This is a genomic window from Mycobacterium kyorinense, assembly GCF_002101735.1.
GTDB classification, from domain to species: Bacteria; Actinomycetota; Actinomycetes; order Mycobacteriales; family Mycobacteriaceae; genus Mycobacterium; species Mycobacterium kyorinense.
The window spans coordinates 60,843-76,120 of the sequence record NZ_LQPE01000164.1; the positions used below are offsets into that span (position 1 = coordinate 60,843).

The window sequence follows — 15,278 nt, forward strand, 5'->3', positions numbered from 1 at the left end:
CTCACGCTAGGTGCAGCGCGGTAATTGGGGCTTCTCGATTCCTGATCGGTCTGGTCACCTGCTTCTCGATGCACGACGGCATCCCCTCGCTCACCGCAGCTGTGCGTTGCCGATAAGTGCTGGGCGGCATGCCAACCAGCTCGGTGAAGCGGGTACTGAACGTGCCCAGCGACGAGCAGCCGACGGCGAAACATACTTCGGTGACGGACAGATCGCCGCGACGCAACAGCGCCATCGCCCGCTCGATGCGACGGGTCATCAAATACGAATAGGGCGACTCGCCGTAGGCGAGCTTGAACTGACGGCTGAGGTGTCCAGCCGACATGTTCACCCCACGGGCGAGCGCCTCGACGTTCAGCGGCTGCCCGTATTCGCGGTCGATTCGGTCCCGGACGCGACGCAACAGCTTGAGGTCACGCAGGCGCTGCTCCTCGGCGGGTGTGCGGGCCACACGCGGATGGTACGTCGCACCACGGCCGCCGCCACGGCACTGCACTCCACTACTGCGGCATCTACGCGCCGGCGAGTTCGATGCGTCGGCGGCTGTGCTCGACGAATATGGTTGGGCGCCAGCGGTATCGCTTTACCAGTAGTGGCGATGCGCAGGCGGAGCCACGGCATCGAAAGCGTCAACGTCGCCGGCGTGCCACCCTTTCAGCGCCGCCCGCAGATCGCGGCGATCGCTGTGGCGTGCTGCGCGGTGCTCGGCGCGATGTTGAGGCCCGGCATGACACATCCAGCATGAGCAAACATTGATGCCGGTGAAGTGAAACTCCCAACGACATTGGGTGATCCGAAACGCGTCAGCTCGATCGGGCAGATCGCAAGCGGCGTGGCCGGCAGTGTGGCGTGGCTTCGCGGCGAGATCACCTCGGGCGATTTTCACCCAGAATGGCGCATGGGCGTCGGTACGTGACACAAGGTCCTCCGGGAGGTCAGGCGCGCTAGCCTGCGCAACCCGGATGGGACGCAAACTAGCGCGACGGTCTCTCCCGTCGCGCAAACGGCGCAGTCATATCGTCAACCTCGTGGCTCGATACCGAAATTCCGCTGCTCGTGCCACAACAAGCCACCCGGCTCGTGACGCCCGAGGCTGTAGCCGTACCCCCACAGCGCATGATCGGATTGATACCAGTCATCCGAACCTGGATCTGCGGTGCACACATAAGGATTCCGGTCCGGTTCCCCACGATGGGCAGCTGTGCGCCCTTCACAAAAGGGACAATCGTCATGATTGTCGATGTTCTCGGCAGTCCGATCGGTGATCCGCACCTTTCGGCCGTCCGGCAACTCGAAGTACTCCACGACGGCATCGTGGCACACGCGACCGACACGATTGCGGAGGTAAGCGCAAACCGCGTGCAGGCTATGCCGGTAGTCGACTGTTACCTCAAGGCACGGCTGAGTGCATTGAAGCGACACAAGAGGCGCCGAACCCGTGACAGCCACGCAAAATGCCAAACCAGCAGATATTTGTATCCGTTTGTAATACAATCAGGCATGTGGCCGACGAGTTATTCGACCTGGATCAGCTCGACGAGGAGGATCCGTTCGAGATCGACGCTCAAGCCGCCCACCTGTTCAAGCACCCACGCCTGGGCATCGAGGACATCCGCGAAGTCTGGGCTTCTGACCCGATTTTCTACCCCGCCAGACCACCCGCCCACTGGCTGATGGTCGCCGAAGTGGACGGCACTGTCCTGATGGTGCCTCTCGCTCCCGCCCGCGACGGCAACCCGCGACGATGTCGCCCGATTGGCTGCTACCGAGCCTCCAAACACCTCGCTGACCGATACCGGAGAGACAGATGAACAACCCTATGACCCCCGACGAGGAATACGAGTTCTACGCCCGGCCCGAAAACCAGGAACCCCAGGGACCGGGGCGCCGCCGGCTGACCGCTACCGTGCCCGTTCGCTTCCCACCCGAGCTCCTGGAGCGGGTGCGTGCCGCGGCAGCGGCAGACGACCGCTCCGTCTCGTCGTGGATTCGGCGCGCTGTCGAGCACGAGCTGCGCCATTCCGCGTAGACGCCGGACCCGAGGTCAACGGATTACCGATCCGTTGGCATCCATCCCGCCCGAAGGGATACGGCACCGTCGGCGGACCAAACATTAACCGCGGCATGGTGTTTCGACATGATCTGACCAATTGACCGGGCGGCATGCGAACGCCGCCTCTTTCTCCATTGAAGCAAGAGTGGAGCTAAGGGGACTCGAACCCCTGACCCCCACACTGCCAGTGTGGTGCGCTACCAGCTGCGCCATAGCCCCAAGTCGTGCCCATCGAAGCTACACCACCAGCAACTTGCGTTCAAAGTCGCTGATCAGCGCTCTAGCGTGTCGGGTCGAATTCGCGCAGCGCGACGGGCTGCTTGCCGGTGGTGATCTGCTCGGCAAGCAGTCGACCGGTGGCCGGCCCGTGTGTCATGCCCCACATGCCGTGCCCTCCGGCGACGAAGACGCCGCCAGACACCTGCCCCACCAGCGGACGGCCGTCGGGGGTCAGCGGGCGTGGCCCCACCCATTCCTCGCTGCGTTCCTCCCAGCGGACCCCGTCGAAGTATGGCCGCGCCGCCTCGGCGATGGCGTCGACCCGCGCGGCGGACACCGGCGCGTCCGGATCCCGCAACTCCATGGTCCCGGTGACGCGCAGTTTGCCGTTCAGCGGCGTGCATGCCACCCGCGCATCGGGGAGGTGGACCGGGCCGAGAACCGGTCGGTCCACCGGCACGGTGAACGAGTAGCCGCGCCCGGCCTGCACGGGCACCCGAACCCAGCGACCGACGAGCCGCGACAGCCAGGCGCCGGTCGCGATCACCGCCACGCCGGCGGTCAACCGCGAACCGCTGCCCGTCGGCAAGGTGACACTGTCGCCGTCGGCCGCCACGTCGGTGACTTCCTCGGGGAGCAGTGTCGCGCCGCGTTCGACGACCGCGCGGCCCAGGGCCTGCACGAAACGTCCCGGATCGAGGTATCGCTGACCCTTGACCTGGACGCCGACTGAAGCCGCATCCGATGCCAGCGGAACCTGTTCGCGCACTGCCGCGCCCGTCAACTCGGTGATCGTGGCGCTGTGCCCGCCGGCATCCTGGAAGCGCTGCAGCTCGTCGAGCAACTCGTCGGCGTCACGCGAAGTTCGGAACAGCGCGGTGACGGGCGCGTCGTTGAGCGGCGCGTCGACGCCGTTGGACACCAACACGTCGTAGGCGTCGAGGCATTCTTGGCTCAGCGAAAGGTTCGCGCGCACCGCTCGTGCCCAGGACGAGCTGCGGCAATTGGCCGCGAAGCGCATCAGAAACCGCCACAGCGAAGGGTCGGCGCTCAACGAAATACGCAGGGGTGCATCGTGTTTCGGTAGCGAGCGCAGCCCGTAGCGCAGAATTCGCGGCTCGTTGAGCGGAATCGTCAGTGCGGGGGCGATATAGCCGGCGTTGCCCCACGAGGCGCCGGCGGCCACACCGACGCGGTCGACCACCGTGACGTCCACGCCGCGCTCTTGGAGAAACCACGCCGTCGACAACCCCACAATGCCGGCACCCACCACGATCGCCGAGTGCGGCCGTCCGTCACTCATCACAAAGTCCATGGTGCGGCACCGCGGTTTTCAGGCGAGATCCTCCGCGGTGCCCGCTTCCCACTCGTCGGGCATCGCCAGCTGGTCCATGGCCCGGGTCTCCGGGGCAAGCATCCAGCCCACCGCCGCGACCAGCAGGATGATCCCGCTGATCGCAAAACCCCATCCGAAGCTCAGGTATTCGGCGATCTGGCCGACCGCCAGCGAGCCGACGATGGCGCCGAAGTCGGCCATCATCTGAAACGTCGCCACTGCGGTGCCGGCGCGCGCCGTGCTGCCCAGGATGTCGGCGATCGCGGCCTGCTGCGGCGACGCGAATACGCCGGAGGCCGCGCCGGCCAGGCCTGCCACCACCAGGAAGACCGGCACCGACGTCGTCGCACCCAGCCAGACGGTCGTCGCACCGCACGCGATGAGTCCACCGATCAGCAAATGACGCCGGCCGATCCTGTCGGACAGATGCCCACTGGGCAGCACGACGACCAGATTGCCCAGGGCGAAGATCGCCAACGCCAGACCCGCCATCCGCGGGCCGCGGCCCAACACATCCGAAATGAACAGCGGTACCAACGCGATCCGCAGCCCGAATACCGACCAACCGGTCGCGAAGTTGGACGCCAGCGCCGCGCGGTACGCGCGGTGCCGAAGCGCCGCGCGCACGGTCACCGTCGAGCGGTTCTGCTCCACCGGCGCGGCCAGCGTCGACTGCCGCAAGGTGTAGGCCACCGCCAGCGCAGTGATCAGCACCGCCCCGCCATAGATGAGGAACGGCGCCGCCAAGCCAAGACCCGCAGTCAGACTGCCCACCACCGGCCCGCCAACCGAGCCGATCAAAAACGATGTGGCGAACAGGCCGGCGACCCGGCCACGCGCGTCCTCCGGACTGATCCGGATCATCAGCCCGAGCGCGCAAATGAAGAACATCGTCGACCCGATGCCGCCGATCGCACGCAATAGCAGCAGCTGCCAATAATTTTGGGCGAACGCACACATGCCAGTGGCCACCGACACAATCAGGAGCCCGGCCACGTACACTCGATGCTCGCCCAGCTTTTGCACCAGCAGCCCGCTGGGCGGCGCGAAGCACAGCCGCGTCAGCGAAAACACGGTGACCGCAAACGTCACCGCGCCGATGCTGACCCCGAAGGTGCGCGCGTAGGCGGGCAGCACCGGCGACACCACCCCGTAGCCCAGCGCGGCGACCGCGTTCGCCGCGATCAGCGCCCAGGCCGCTCGCGGCAGCTGCGTCCGCTGGCGCTGAGCGACGAAGATCACCCGATGACTTTATCCACCACTTCCTGGGCGGCCCGCTGAACTTCGGCCAAATGCTTTGGCCCGCGGAACGACTCGGCGTAGATCTTGTAGACGTCCTCGGTGCCCGACGGCCGCGCAGCAAACCATGCGCTCTTGGTTGTCACCTTCAAACCGCCCAGCGGCGCGCCGTTGCCGGGTGCTGTCGTCAGCTTTGCCGTGATCGGTTCTCCGGCCAGCTCGGTGGCGGCCACCTGGTCTGCCGTTAGCTTGGCTAACCGGGCCTTCTGGTCACGGTCGGCGGGTGCGTCGACGCGGGCATACGCCGGCTCCCCGTATTTGCCGGCCAACTCCCGGTACCGCTGCGACGGCGTGGCCCCGGTGACCGCCAGGATTTCGGCGGCCAGCAACGCGAGGATGATGCCGTCCTTGTCGGTGGTCCACACCGAGCCGTCGCGGCGCAGAAACGACGCGCCGGCCGACTCTTCGCCACCGAAACCGATGCTGCCGCCGAGCAGCCCGTCGACGAACCACTTGAAACCGACCGGCACCTCGACCAGCTCGCGGCCGATGCCGTCGACCACCCGGTCGATGATCGACGAGCTGACCACGGTCTTGCCGACGGCGATGCTGGCGGGCCAGGCCGGCCGGTGCGTGTAGAGATAGTCGATGGCCACTGCCAGGTAGTGGTTGGGGTTCAGCAGCCCCTGGTCGGGGGTCACGATGCCGTGCCGGTCAGCGTCGGCGTCGTTGCCGGTGGCTACGTCGTAGCGGTCGCGGTGAGCGATCAGCGACGCCATCGCGTCCGGCGAGCTGCAATCCATCCGGATCTTGCCGTCGGTGTCGAGCGTCATGAACCGCCACGTCGCGTCGACCAGCGGGTTGACCACGGTCAGATCCAAGCTATGCCGCTCGGCGATCACACCCCAGTAGTCGACGCTGGCGCCGCCGAGCGGATCCGCCCCGATCCGTACCCCGGCATCGCGAATCGCGTTGATATCGACCACGTTTCGCAGGTCGTCCACGTAGGCGTCGAGATAGTCGTGGCGAAACGTGGTCTGCAGCGCCCGTCGTAAAGGCATCCTTTTCACCGCCGACAACCCGTCGCGCAGAATCTCGTTGGCGCGGTTGGCAATCGCGGTGGTGACGTCGGTGTCGGCTGGGCCGCCGTGCGGCGGGTTGTACTTGAAACCGCCGTCGCGTGGTGGATTGTGCGACGGTGTGACGACGATCCCGTCGGCCAGGCCGTCGGCGCGGCCGCGGTTGTAGTTGAGGATGGCGTGACTGATCGCCGGTGTCGGCGTATACCGGTCGGCCGCGTCGATCATGGCCACCACGTCGTTGGCGGCCAGCACCTCGACCGCCGACACCCACGCCGGCTCGGACAGCGCATGCGTGTCGCGGCCGATGAACAACGGGCCGGTGGTGCCCGCCGCGGCACGGTACTCGACGATGGCCTGGGTGATCGCCACGATATGCGGCTCGTTGAACGCCCCGTCGAGCGCAGAGCCCCGGTGGCCCGATGTGCCGAACGCCACCTGCTGCGCGACGTCGTCGGGGTCCGGTTCGATCGTGTAGTACGCGGTCACCAGGTGTGGCAGATCGACGAGGTCCTCGGGCTGGGCCGGCTGACCGGCACGCGGGTTTGCCACCATGTCACCAATTCTGCCGACCGCCCGCATAGCCTGTCGTGCGGCGACCCGCCGCGCCCGGCTCTGCCGCGCTTGCGATCGCCGCTGAGTCGATGGCGGCGACCCGCCGCGCCCGGCTCTGCCGCGCTTGCGATCGCCGCTACGCTGCTGGGATGCCTGGTCGCGACTACCGCGAGTTGGCCGCCGTCTTCATCGGCGGCGCATTGGGCGCCGCCGCCCGCGTAGGACTAAACAGCCTGGCCGGGCCCGATCCGACGCGCTGGCCGTGGCCGACGTTCACGGCCAACATCGTCGGCGCGTTCTTGGTGGGCTACTTCACCACCCGGTTGCTGGAGCGGCTGCCGCTGTCGAGCTATCGCCGTCCGCTGCTTGGCACCGGGCTGTGCGGCGGGCTGACCACGTTTTCCACCATGCAGGTCGAAACGCTGGAGATGATCGAACACCACCGATACGGCCTGGCCCTCGGCTACATCGGTGCCAGCATCGCGGCGGGGTTGCTCGCGGTGTATCTAGCCACCGCCGCGGTGCGACGAGTGCGGGTGCGCTGATGCTGATCTGGATCGGCGTGCTGCTGGCCGGCGGCATCGGATCGGTGCTGCGTTTTGTCGTCGACGGGGCGGTGGGCCGCCGGGCGGCGCGGTCGTTTCCATTCGGGACGTTGACGGTCAACATCAGCGGCGCGGCGCTGCTGGGCCTGGTCGGCGGTCTGGCGCTAAACCGGCATGCCGCGCTGCTGGCAGATACCGCGTTCATCGGCTCCTACACCACGTTTTCCACCTGGATGCTGGAAACGCAGCGGCTTGGCGAGGAACGTCAGATTTGGTTCGCCGTCGCGAATATCGTCGTGAGCATGGTGCTCGGCATGGCGGCGGCGCTGCTCGGCCAGTTGATCGCGGGCCGGTTATGAGCCAGCCGTGTTTGAAGCTGACCACCTACTTCGGTGAGCGCCAGCGCGCGGTGAATGGCGCTGCGGGGCAACGGTTTCTGGCCGACGCGATGCTCGACCTGTACGGCAACCGGGAAGTTGCCACCAGCGTGATGTTGCGCGGCATCGCCAGCTTCGGCATACGCCATGTGCTGCGCACCGACGAATCGCTGAGCCTGTCCGAAGATCCGCCAGTGGCCATCGCCGCCGTCGACGTCGAGTCCAAGATCAGCAGTCTGGTCGACGACGTGGTCGCGATGACTGGTCGCGGTCTGATGACCCTGGAGCGGGCGCGCCTGGTCGGCGGCGAGTTCACCACCGACGTACACGACACCCTCAAGCTCACCGTCTATGTCGGCCGCCAGGAACGTATCGGCGGGGCGCCGGCGTTCCGCGCGGTGTGTGATCTGCTGTACCGCCAGGGATTTGCCGGGGCCGGAGTGTTTCTCGGCGCCGACGGCACCGCGCACGGGAAGCGTTACCGGGCCCGGTTTTTCAGCCGCAATGTCAACGTTCCGCTGATGATCATCTCGATCGGGACCGCGGCTCAAGTTTCGGCGGCGGTCGCCGAACTCAGCGACGCGATGCCCAACCCATTGCTGACGGTCGAGCGGGTGCGACTGTGCAAACGCGACGGGCAATTGTTGACTCGACCGCATCGCCTGCCCGCGACCGACAAGCATGGCCGGCCGCTGTGGCAAAAGATCATGGTGCACACCAGCGAGGCCACCGGGCACGGCGGTGTGCCGATTCACCGTGCCCTGGTCCGCCAGCTGCTCGAGTCGGGGACGGCCCGCGGCGCCACCGTGCTGCGCGGCATCTGGGGATTCCACGGCGACCATGAACCACACGGCGACAAGCTGTTTCAGTTGGTGCGCCAAGTGCCCGTCGTCACGATCATCATCGACACGCCGGAGTGGATCGTGCGCAGTTTCGACATCGTCGACGAGCTGACGGCCGAGCACGGGATGGTCACCAGCGAGATGGTGCCAGCGGTGTTGTCGATCGATGGGTCGGGTCGCGACGGCGACGCCGATCTGGCCCAGTACGACTACTGAATCACCGCCGTTTGAGGAGCTTCGCCAACACCGCAGCTTGACTGCCCTCGACGTCGCGGGTCGCGGTCACCAGCGTCACGGGCTCACGCTTGGCCAGCTTGCGGAGTTCGTCCAGTGCGTCGTTGCCTTGCAATTCTTTCTCATACCGCTTGGCGAACTCGTCGAAGCGCTCCGGCTTGTGCCCGTACCACTCGCGCAGTTCCTTCGAAGGTGCGACGTCCTTGTACCAGGTGCCGACCCGCGGGTCGTTCTTGCGGAATCCGCGTGGCCATACCCGGTCCACCAGGATGCGATGACCCTCGTCGGGCCCTGGGTCGTCGTAGACGCGGGCGATTTGGATGCGGCTCTTGGCCATACGAGCCAGGCTAACGCCGGTAAGCGGAAGTGGCGGTAATAGAAATAAACGTTGTGTATCCTGTAACGTTACGGGTTACAATCATGCAGTGATCCAGTCGTTCGGCGACAAAGACACCGAGAGACTGTTCCACGGACGCCGGATCGCCAAGTTCGGTCCTGACCTCGCCAAGCGAGCATTAGAGAAACTGCTGATGGTCAATGCGGCGAACGTCCTGAACGACCTCAGGGTGCCACCGGGAAACCGCCTCGAACTGCTCGCCGGCAACCGCAAAGGCCAACACAGCATCCGGATAAATGACCAATACCGCATCTGCTTCATCTGGACGCCGGCAGGACCGGAACAGGTGGAGATCACCGACTACCACTAGGAGGACAACTTGAGAGACATTCCACCAATCCACCCTGGGCATATCCTCGCCGATCAATATCTCGCCGAGCTGGGCCTCTCACAGCGGAAACTGGCAGAGCTTCTTGACGTGCCCCCGCGGCGCGTCAACCAAATCATCAAGGGCGAACGAGCTATCACCCCGGACACGTCGCTCCGCCTCGGAAAACTGTTCGGCCAGTCCGACACGTTCTGGCTGAACCTGCAAAAGCACTACGAGATCGAGATTGCCCGCGAGACTTCCGATCTGAGTCGAGTGCAAGTCTTGAAGGACGTCGGCTAGCGGAAGAAGTAGATGCGCCCCTACGACGACGAATGTGGCGCCTCGTCTGACATTGCGGTCCGCCGCGTCGCGCCCCAGAGCCCGACGGCGATGCCGATCACCGCGCCGCCCAGACCGACGAGCTGTGAGTGCTTCATCTCGCGATGAACACTCAGCCCGCCGAGCAGGTCGGCGGCGTCGGCACCGCTGGACGCCAGGAACCAGCCGCGGGTGTTCTTGCCGCGCAGCGCGGCCGTCGCCAGCATCCCGCCGATCAAGGCGTCGCGGTAACCCATCGACCGCAACAGCAACTGCGCCGTCGGCGTCGGTACCTCCGGATCGCCCCAGAGCCGGTTTGCCCTGAGCGGATCGACGAGAAAATGCACGCCGGAAGCGAATCGGATGCTGCCCGCAACCAGCGCGGCCCGATCGATCGCCATGCGACTCAACGCGCCCCGCGCACCAACCGGCCGGGGCGCGCGCCGGTGTCGACGCCGTCGCGGCGCGTCACCAACCCGTTGACAATCGTGGCGCTGTAGCCCGACGCACCCTGCATCAACCGGTGACCGCCGGCCGGCAAGTCATAGGCCATCCGCGGCGCATGCAGCGTCAGCGCATCCATGTCGATCACGTTGAGGTCGGCCTTCTTTCCGATCTCGATCACCCCGCGATCGGAGAGCCCGAACAGTTGTGCCGTGTCGTGAGACTGCTTGCGAATGACGTACTCCAGCGGCAGCTTCTCCCCGCGTCGACGATCGCGCGCCCAGTGCGTCAGCAGGAAGGTGGGATACGACGCGTCGCAGATCATGCTGCAGTGCGCGCCCCCGTCGGACAACCCCAGGACACCGGCGGGGTGGGTCAGCATCTCGCGGATCGCGTCATGGTTGCCGTCGGCGTAGTTGAACAGTGGCAGCATCAGCATGGCGCCGGCGTCGGCCTCCAGCATCAGGTCGTACATCGTGACGAGCGGATCCTCACCGCGGTGCCGGGCGATCGCGGCGACGGTCCGGTCGGGCGTCGGCTCGTAGTCGGGTGGCTCGCCGAGCGGATAGAGCCGGTCGACCGAGTGCTGCGCGAAGGCAAACATGGCGTCGAACAACACATTTGGGTCGGGCGGTATGTCATCCTCGCTCAAGATGGCGGCGCGCACCGCGGGTTCGGCCAGCCGCGCGGCGAGCTCTTCACGGCTGCACTCGGCCTTCAACCGCTGATACGTCGGGCGATGGCTGAAGGCGTGGTGACCGGGAAACCCGAGCAGCATCCCGAACGGGCGCGCCGCGATCTGCGGATGCAGGCGACTGCCCTCGTCGTGGGCGGCCGCCGAGATGTCGAGCTGCTCGCGCCACAGGTTAGGGTCGGCGTCGACTTGGATCAGCGCAAAACTCAACGCCACGTCGATCTCGGCGCCCAGGCGTCGCATCCATTCCATTTCCTTCTTCGGCGCCACAATGTCCTCCCCCGCCGCGCCCTGGGGAGCGAGCTCGAACACCGCCCCGCCGCCGGCCGCCATCGCACGGCCGAGGGCGAACAGCTCCTCTTCGGCGGCGAACGTTCCGGGGACGGGTTCGCCGTCCATCGCGCGATGGGCAAGCGTGCGCGACGACGAGAATCCCAGTGCGCCGGCCTCCACCGCTTCCTGCACGAGCCGGCTCATTGCCGCGATGTCCTCCGGGGTTGCGGGTTCGTTGCGGGCGCCGCGCTCCCCCATCACATACGCGCGGACGGTCCCGTGCGCGATCTGGCTTCCGACGTCGACGGCAAGCTCCCGTTTGCCGATCACGTCGAGGTATTCCGCGTAGCTTTCCCAGCCCCACGTAATGCCTTCGGACAGCGCGGTTCCCGGAATGTCTTCGACGCCCTCCATCAGCTCGATGAGCCATTGCTCACGCCCGGGCTGCACCGGCGCGAACCCGACACCGCAGTTGCCCATGACGACGGTGGTCACGCCGTGCGTGCTGGAGGGTTCCAGAAGGTCGTCCCAGCTGACCTGACCGTCGTAGTGGGTGTGGATGTCGACGAACCCCGGCGCGACGATCTTGCCGGTGGCGTCGATGGTCTCGGCGGCCTCGCCCTGCAACGGCGGGTCGCCCGGCCCGCGGCGGCGAACTTCGACGATTTTGCCGTCCTTGACCGCCACGTCGGCGTCGAACCGCTCTGCCCCGGTGCCGTCCACGACGGTGCCGCCAGTGATCTTGAGGTCGAACACGATTACTCCCTTGTCTGCCCCCGCCAGCCGCTACAGTGAGCAATGTAACACCGTTACAGACGCTGCGGGAGGGCTTCGATGACGACACAAGCAACCCGTGCCCGGCGGGAGGACGCGATTGGCCCGCCGCCGAGGCGGCCCACCAGGGTGCCGGCTGAGCGGTACTACTCGCCGGCCTTCGCGCAGCTCGAGACGGAGCGGATGTGGCCGAAGGTGTGGCAGGTCGCCTGCACGGTGGACCACGTCGCCGAACCCGGCGACTACTTCGAATACCGTTGCGGCCCTTACTCCGTGCTCGTTGTCCGCGGCGACGACGGGGAGCTTCGCGCATTCCAGAACGTCTGCCGCCACCGCGGCAACTCGCTGTGCGTCGGCGCTGGTTCGGACCTGCGGGAACTGCGCTGCGGCTACCACGGCTGGACATGGGACCTGGGTGGCACGCTCAAGCGCGTGCCGAACCGCAAGGGGTTCGGCGCACTGCAGATGTCGGAGTTCCCACTGATCGCGGCGCGCGTCGACACGTGGGAGCGACTGGTGTTCGTCAACCTCGACGTCGACGCGATGCCGTTGACCGACTACCTGGAGGCGGTGCCGGGCGACATCGCGTGGTGCGGGCTCGGCGACTTCCGCTGCTACGCCACCATGACCATCGACGTCGACGCGAATTGGAAGACGATCGCCGACGGCTTCAGCGAGACCTACCACATCCGGACCTTGCACCCCGAGCTGCACCGCTGCGTCGACGACGTCCATGCGCCGCAGGTGATTTGGGGTCACACCGGCAAGTCCGAGCAGTTTTACGGTGTACCGAGCCCGCATCTCAAACAATCGCTGACCGACGAGGATGTGTGGGACGCGTATGTCACCACCCAGGGCGCGTTGATGGGTGTTGCGGAAGGCACTCCGTTCCCGAGCGACGAGCTCAAACCCGGGCAGTCGGTGACCGACGTGATCGCCGAGCGCACAAGGACTTTCGCTACCGGGCGCGGCGTCGACCTGAGTTGGGCCACTACCGATCAGGTGATGCGGCTGCACCAGTACAACGTCTTTCCGAACATGACGCTGCTGACCAACGCCGATCATCTGACGGTGATGACGGCGCTGCCGGGACCGGATCCCGCCCATGGCGCAATGGTGATGATGCTGTGGACACGGATGCCGCCCGGCGCTCCGCGAAGCAAGCCCGTCGACGTTCGGATGGCGGCGGGCGAGGCCGAGCCGGGTTTGGTGATGACCCAAGACGTCGCGGTGTTGGCCGGACTTCAGCGCGGCCTGCACCAGCCGGGCTTCACGCACTTGGTGCTGTCCAACGAGGAACGTCGGGTAATCAACATGCACCGCAACCTCGAGCGCTATCTCGACCTCCCGGAATCCGACCGCATCACCGGGGGCGAACCCGCGTGACACCCCGAGCAGTCACCGCTGACGTAATCCTCGACACCGCGGCCCGCCTGATCGAGCTGGACGGCGTGGAGGCATTCAGCATGCGCGGTCTCGCGCAGCAACTCGGAGTTGCGGTCACCTCGATCTACTGGCATGTCGGGGGCCGCGACAAACTCTTCGACAGCCTGGTCGACCGCTTGCTGAGCCAGATGGCGAACCTGCCCATCGAGGGCGACTCCCCCGTCGATCGCATTGCTTCCCTTGCCCGTTCGCAACGAAGGGCGCTGATCGATCGACAGCACCTTCTGCGGATCGCCCATGAACAAGACCGGACTCCGCAGCTGTTCCTGCCGATTCAAAAGACATTGGCTGGGCTGTTGGCGGAGCTGGGTGTGAGAGGAACGGACGCAGCGCTGGTTCTGAGAGCGGTGCAGGTGCACGTCATTTCCTCTGCGGTGATGCAGTTCTCGGCCGTGCGCGGTCCCAAGCACGAGGAGGAGGACCCCTCGCTGTGGTCTGACGACTGGCCCGATCGAGAGCTCGTCGAAGCGCTGCAATCCCCGACCGACTACGACGCGGTTTTCGAATACGGGCTGGGTGCATTACTGAGTACGTTGCGGACCTGATTTTGTTACCATCGCGCCGTGTCTGTTTCGAGGCGCGACGTCCTCAAATGCGCTTGCGCCGCACCGGTTCTATTGAGCCTGCCGGTCAATGCTCCGAAGGCGTCGGCCGCCACCATGCGGCTGATCGATTTTTCGGAGCACATCGTCGCACCGGACCAGATCAAGGCGGCTGGCTTCGACGGGGCATTGGTCTATGTGGCCGAATCGCGGCCGGGCGCAGACTTCGATTTCAAGCCCGTCACCCGCGAGTACGCGGATGGGCTACGCGCCGCGGGTCTGCAAATCGTCAGCTGCTATCAGTACGGCAAGCCCGGCTGGCCTACCCCGTCGGACTTCACCAGGGGGCACGACGGCGGTGTGGCCGACGCTCAGACAGCAATGCGACTGCATGCTGCTGCCGGGGGTCCGAATTCGGCGCCGATCTTCTTCAGCATCGACGAGGATATCGACCTTGCCACCTGGAATTCCGTTGCTGTCAACTGGTTTCGAGGAATCAACTCGGTGCTGGGAGTGGAGCGCACAGGCATCTACGGGCATTCGCGAGCCTGCGGATGGGCGATCAAAGACAACGTAATAGGACACTCGACCACAGCAGGCCACCGGTGGGCGTGGCAGACGATCGGGTGGTCTGCCGGTCAGCGCGAGCCTGCCGCGGTGCTATATCAGGTTGTGGTCAATACCCCGTCGAACCCGGGCGTGCTCGTGGGCGGTACGCACGTGGACGTGGACGAGGTCCTCGCGGCCGATTTCGGGCAGTGGGACTTGCATCGTTAGTCGTATGCTCGCCTGCATGAGCAGGCTCGCGGCGGACGCGCCCGTCCTGATGCGCGTGGACGGCCCGGTGGCCCGCCTGACCCTCAATCGGCCGGAGAAACGCAACGCGCTGAGCCTCGAGCTCATGGAAGAGCTGATGGCCACCCTGCACCGGCTCGGCGTCGATCCGGCTGTGCGGGTGATCGTGGTCGACGCGGTCGGCCCGGCGTTCTCCGCGGGCCATGACTTGGCGGAGATGGTCGGGCAGGACGTGCCGTTCTACCAACGACTGTTTGACGTTTGCACCGAGCTCATGGAAACGATTCACCGTCTGCCCCAACCGGTGATCGCCAAGGTGGAGGGAATGGCGACCGCGGCGGGATGTCAGCTGGTCGCGGCCTGCGACCTCGCGCTGGCTGCGCACGGCGCCCGTTTCGCCACCCCGGGAGTCAAGATCGGTCTGTTCTGTTCGACTCCGATGGTGCCGTTGTCGCGGGCAATCGGCCGCAAACGTGCGCTGGAGATGTTGCTTACCGGGCAGCCGATTACCGCTGAGACCGCGCTCGATTGGGGCCTGGTGAACCGGGTCGTCCCGGCCGAAGCGCTCGAAGAAGAACTGGGCGCCATCGTCGACGCCATCGTGGCTTCCAGCCCGCTGACCGTGGGGCTCGGCAAGGAAACGTTCTACGCACAGATCGAGCTCGACGAGCACCGGGCCTACGACCTGACGAAGGCCGTCATGGCAATGAATGCCGGCGCCGACGATGCTCAGGAGGGCATGTGCGCGTTCCTCGAAAAGCGGCCGGCGACGTGGCGTCGGCGTTAGCGGGTCAGGACACCTTTAC

The 15,278-nt window shown here is 66.0% G+C and carries 19 protein-coding genes and 1 tRNA gene; 11 read left to right on the forward strand and 9 right to left on the reverse strand.

Annotated elements, in window-relative coordinates; genetic code table 11:
* Position 1: 1 nt before the first annotated feature.
* Together AWC14_RS24620 and AWC14_RS24625 are read right to left on the reverse strand one after the other, a co-directional pair.
* The gene (locus tag AWC14_RS24620; RefSeq protein ID WP_045383464.1) at positions 2-451 is read right to left on the reverse strand and encodes a helix-turn-helix transcriptional regulator; all 450 of its coding nucleotides are present in this window, start codon (positions 449-451) and stop codon (positions 2-4) included.
* 569 nt (positions 452-1,020) lie between these two features.
* Positions 1,021-1,305 carry a hypothetical protein gene (locus tag AWC14_RS24625; protein WP_235216014.1) on the reverse strand — a complete coding sequence of 95 codons (285 nt, stop codon included), beginning with the start codon at positions 1,303-1,305 and terminating at the stop codon, positions 1,021-1,023.
* Between the two features lie 197 nt (positions 1,306-1,502).
* On the opposite strand from AWC14_RS24625, the gene AWC14_RS24630 reads away from it, so the two are divergent.
* Together AWC14_RS24630 and AWC14_RS24635 are read left to right on the forward strand one after the other, a co-directional pair.
* The gene (locus AWC14_RS24630) at positions 1,503-1,811 is read left to right on the forward strand and encodes a hypothetical protein (RefSeq protein ID WP_235216015.1); all 309 of its coding nucleotides are present in this window, start codon (positions 1,503-1,505) and stop codon (positions 1,809-1,811) included.
* Positions 1,808-2,029 (forward strand): YlcI/YnfO family protein, encoded by a 222-nt coding sequence (locus tag AWC14_RS24635; RefSeq protein ID WP_045383468.1) that lies wholly within the window; start codon positions 1,808-1,810, stop codon positions 2,027-2,029. Before AWC14_RS24630 ends, AWC14_RS24635 begins: the two co-directional genes overlap by 4 nt.
* Before the next feature lie 170 nt (positions 2,030-2,199).
* Here the strand turns inward: AWC14_RS24635 and AWC14_RS24640 are convergent.
* The 4 genes from AWC14_RS24640 to pgm form a co-directional block, all read right to left on the reverse strand.
* Positions 2,200-2,272, reverse strand: a tRNA-Ala gene (locus AWC14_RS24640).
* A gap of 61 nt (positions 2,273-2,333) precedes the next feature.
* Positions 2,334-3,575, reverse strand: a complete 1,242-nt coding sequence (locus AWC14_RS24645; RefSeq protein ID WP_142281827.1) for an NAD(P)/FAD-dependent oxidoreductase — start codon at positions 3,573-3,575, stop codon at positions 2,334-2,336.
* A 30-nt stretch (positions 3,576-3,605) separates the two neighbouring features.
* Positions 3,606-4,847: an MFS transporter gene (locus AWC14_RS24650; RefSeq protein WP_428839006.1), complete on the reverse strand. Its 1,242-nt coding sequence runs from the start codon at positions 4,845-4,847 to the stop codon at positions 3,606-3,608.
* On the reverse strand, positions 4,847-6,481 hold the full coding sequence (gene pgm, locus AWC14_RS24655) for a phosphoglucomutase (alpha-D-glucose-1,6-bisphosphate-dependent) (RefSeq protein WP_045383527.1): 1,635 nt from the start codon (positions 6,479-6,481) through the stop codon (positions 4,847-4,849). The genes AWC14_RS24650 and pgm overlap by 1 nt, the downstream gene beginning before the upstream one ends.
* Positions 6,482-6,630: 149 nt before the next feature.
* Between pgm and crcB (AWC14_RS24660) the strand changes: the two genes are divergently transcribed.
* Genes crcB (AWC14_RS24660) through AWC14_RS24670 form a run of 3 tightly spaced genes read left to right on the forward strand, consistent with a single transcriptional unit; the run spans position 6,631 to position 8,461 of the window.
* Complete coding sequence (gene crcB, locus AWC14_RS24660; protein WP_045383474.1) at positions 6,631-7,026, forward strand: fluoride efflux transporter CrcB; 396 nt, start codon at positions 6,631-6,633, stop codon at positions 7,024-7,026.
* Positions 7,026-7,385: a fluoride efflux transporter CrcB gene (gene crcB / locus AWC14_RS24665; protein ID WP_045383476.1), complete on the forward strand. Its 360-nt coding sequence runs from the start codon at positions 7,026-7,028 to the stop codon at positions 7,383-7,385. The genes crcB (AWC14_RS24660) and crcB (AWC14_RS24665) overlap by 1 nt, the downstream gene beginning before the upstream one ends.
* A complete protein-coding gene (locus tag AWC14_RS24670; RefSeq protein WP_045383479.1) occupies positions 7,382-8,461 on the forward strand; it encodes a DUF190 domain-containing protein in 1,080 nt (359 codons plus the stop codon). The genes crcB (AWC14_RS24665) and AWC14_RS24670 overlap by 4 nt, the downstream gene beginning before the upstream one ends.
* A gap of 1 nt (position 8,462) precedes the next feature.
* Here AWC14_RS24670 and AWC14_RS24675 read toward each other — a convergent pair whose 3' ends face one another.
* Positions 8,463-8,816 (reverse strand): DUF488 domain-containing protein, encoded by a 354-nt coding sequence (locus AWC14_RS24675; protein ID WP_045383481.1) that lies wholly within the window; start codon positions 8,814-8,816, stop codon positions 8,463-8,465.
* 88 nt (positions 8,817-8,904) lie between these two features.
* Between AWC14_RS24675 and AWC14_RS24680 the strand changes: the two genes are divergently transcribed.
* Positions 8,905-9,186, forward strand: coding sequence for a type II toxin-antitoxin system RelE/ParE family toxin (locus AWC14_RS24680; RefSeq protein ID WP_045383484.1), 282 nt, complete (start codon positions 8,905-8,907; stop codon positions 9,184-9,186).
* A gap of 9 nt (positions 9,187-9,195) precedes the next feature.
* Positions 9,196-9,486: a HigA family addiction module antitoxin gene (locus tag AWC14_RS24685; protein WP_045383485.1), complete on the forward strand. Its 291-nt coding sequence runs from the start codon at positions 9,196-9,198 to the stop codon at positions 9,484-9,486.
* A 20-nt stretch (positions 9,487-9,506) separates the two neighbouring features.
* Here the strand turns inward: AWC14_RS24685 and AWC14_RS24690 are convergent, their stop codons facing one another.
* Both AWC14_RS24690 and AWC14_RS24695 read right to left on the reverse strand, forming a co-directional pair.
* Positions 9,507-9,905 (reverse strand): DUF4267 domain-containing protein, encoded by a 399-nt coding sequence (locus tag AWC14_RS24690; protein WP_045383488.1) that lies wholly within the window; start codon positions 9,903-9,905, stop codon positions 9,507-9,509.
* 5 nt (positions 9,906-9,910) lie between these two features.
* Positions 9,911-11,671, reverse strand: coding sequence for an N-acyl-D-amino-acid deacylase family protein (locus AWC14_RS24695; RefSeq protein ID WP_045383490.1), 1,761 nt, complete (start codon positions 11,669-11,671; stop codon positions 9,911-9,913).
* A gap of 78 nt (positions 11,672-11,749) precedes the next feature.
* On the opposite strand from AWC14_RS24695, the gene AWC14_RS24700 reads away from it, so the two are divergent.
* The 4 genes from AWC14_RS24700 (at position 11,750) to AWC14_RS24715 (ending at position 15,259) form a co-directional block, all read left to right on the forward strand.
* Entirely contained in the window at positions 11,750-13,075 is a 1,326-nt protein-coding gene (locus tag AWC14_RS24700; RefSeq protein WP_045383493.1) for an aromatic ring-hydroxylating oxygenase subunit alpha, read from the forward strand.
* Entirely contained in the window at positions 13,072-13,680 is a 609-nt protein-coding gene (locus AWC14_RS24705; protein WP_045383496.1) for a TetR/AcrR family transcriptional regulator, read from the forward strand. The genes AWC14_RS24700 and AWC14_RS24705 overlap by 4 nt, the downstream gene beginning before the upstream one ends.
* A 114-nt stretch (positions 13,681-13,794) precedes the next feature.
* Positions 13,795-14,454 carry a DUF1906 domain-containing protein gene (locus AWC14_RS24710; protein ID WP_142281831.1) on the forward strand — a complete coding sequence of 220 codons (660 nt, stop codon included), beginning with the start codon at positions 13,795-13,797 and terminating at the stop codon, positions 14,452-14,454.
* Positions 14,455-14,470: 16 nt separating this feature from the next.
* Positions 14,471-15,259, forward strand: coding sequence for an enoyl-CoA hydratase (locus AWC14_RS24715; RefSeq protein WP_045383530.1), 789 nt, complete (start codon positions 14,471-14,473; stop codon positions 15,257-15,259).
* Positions 15,260-15,278 lie beyond the last annotated feature (19 nt).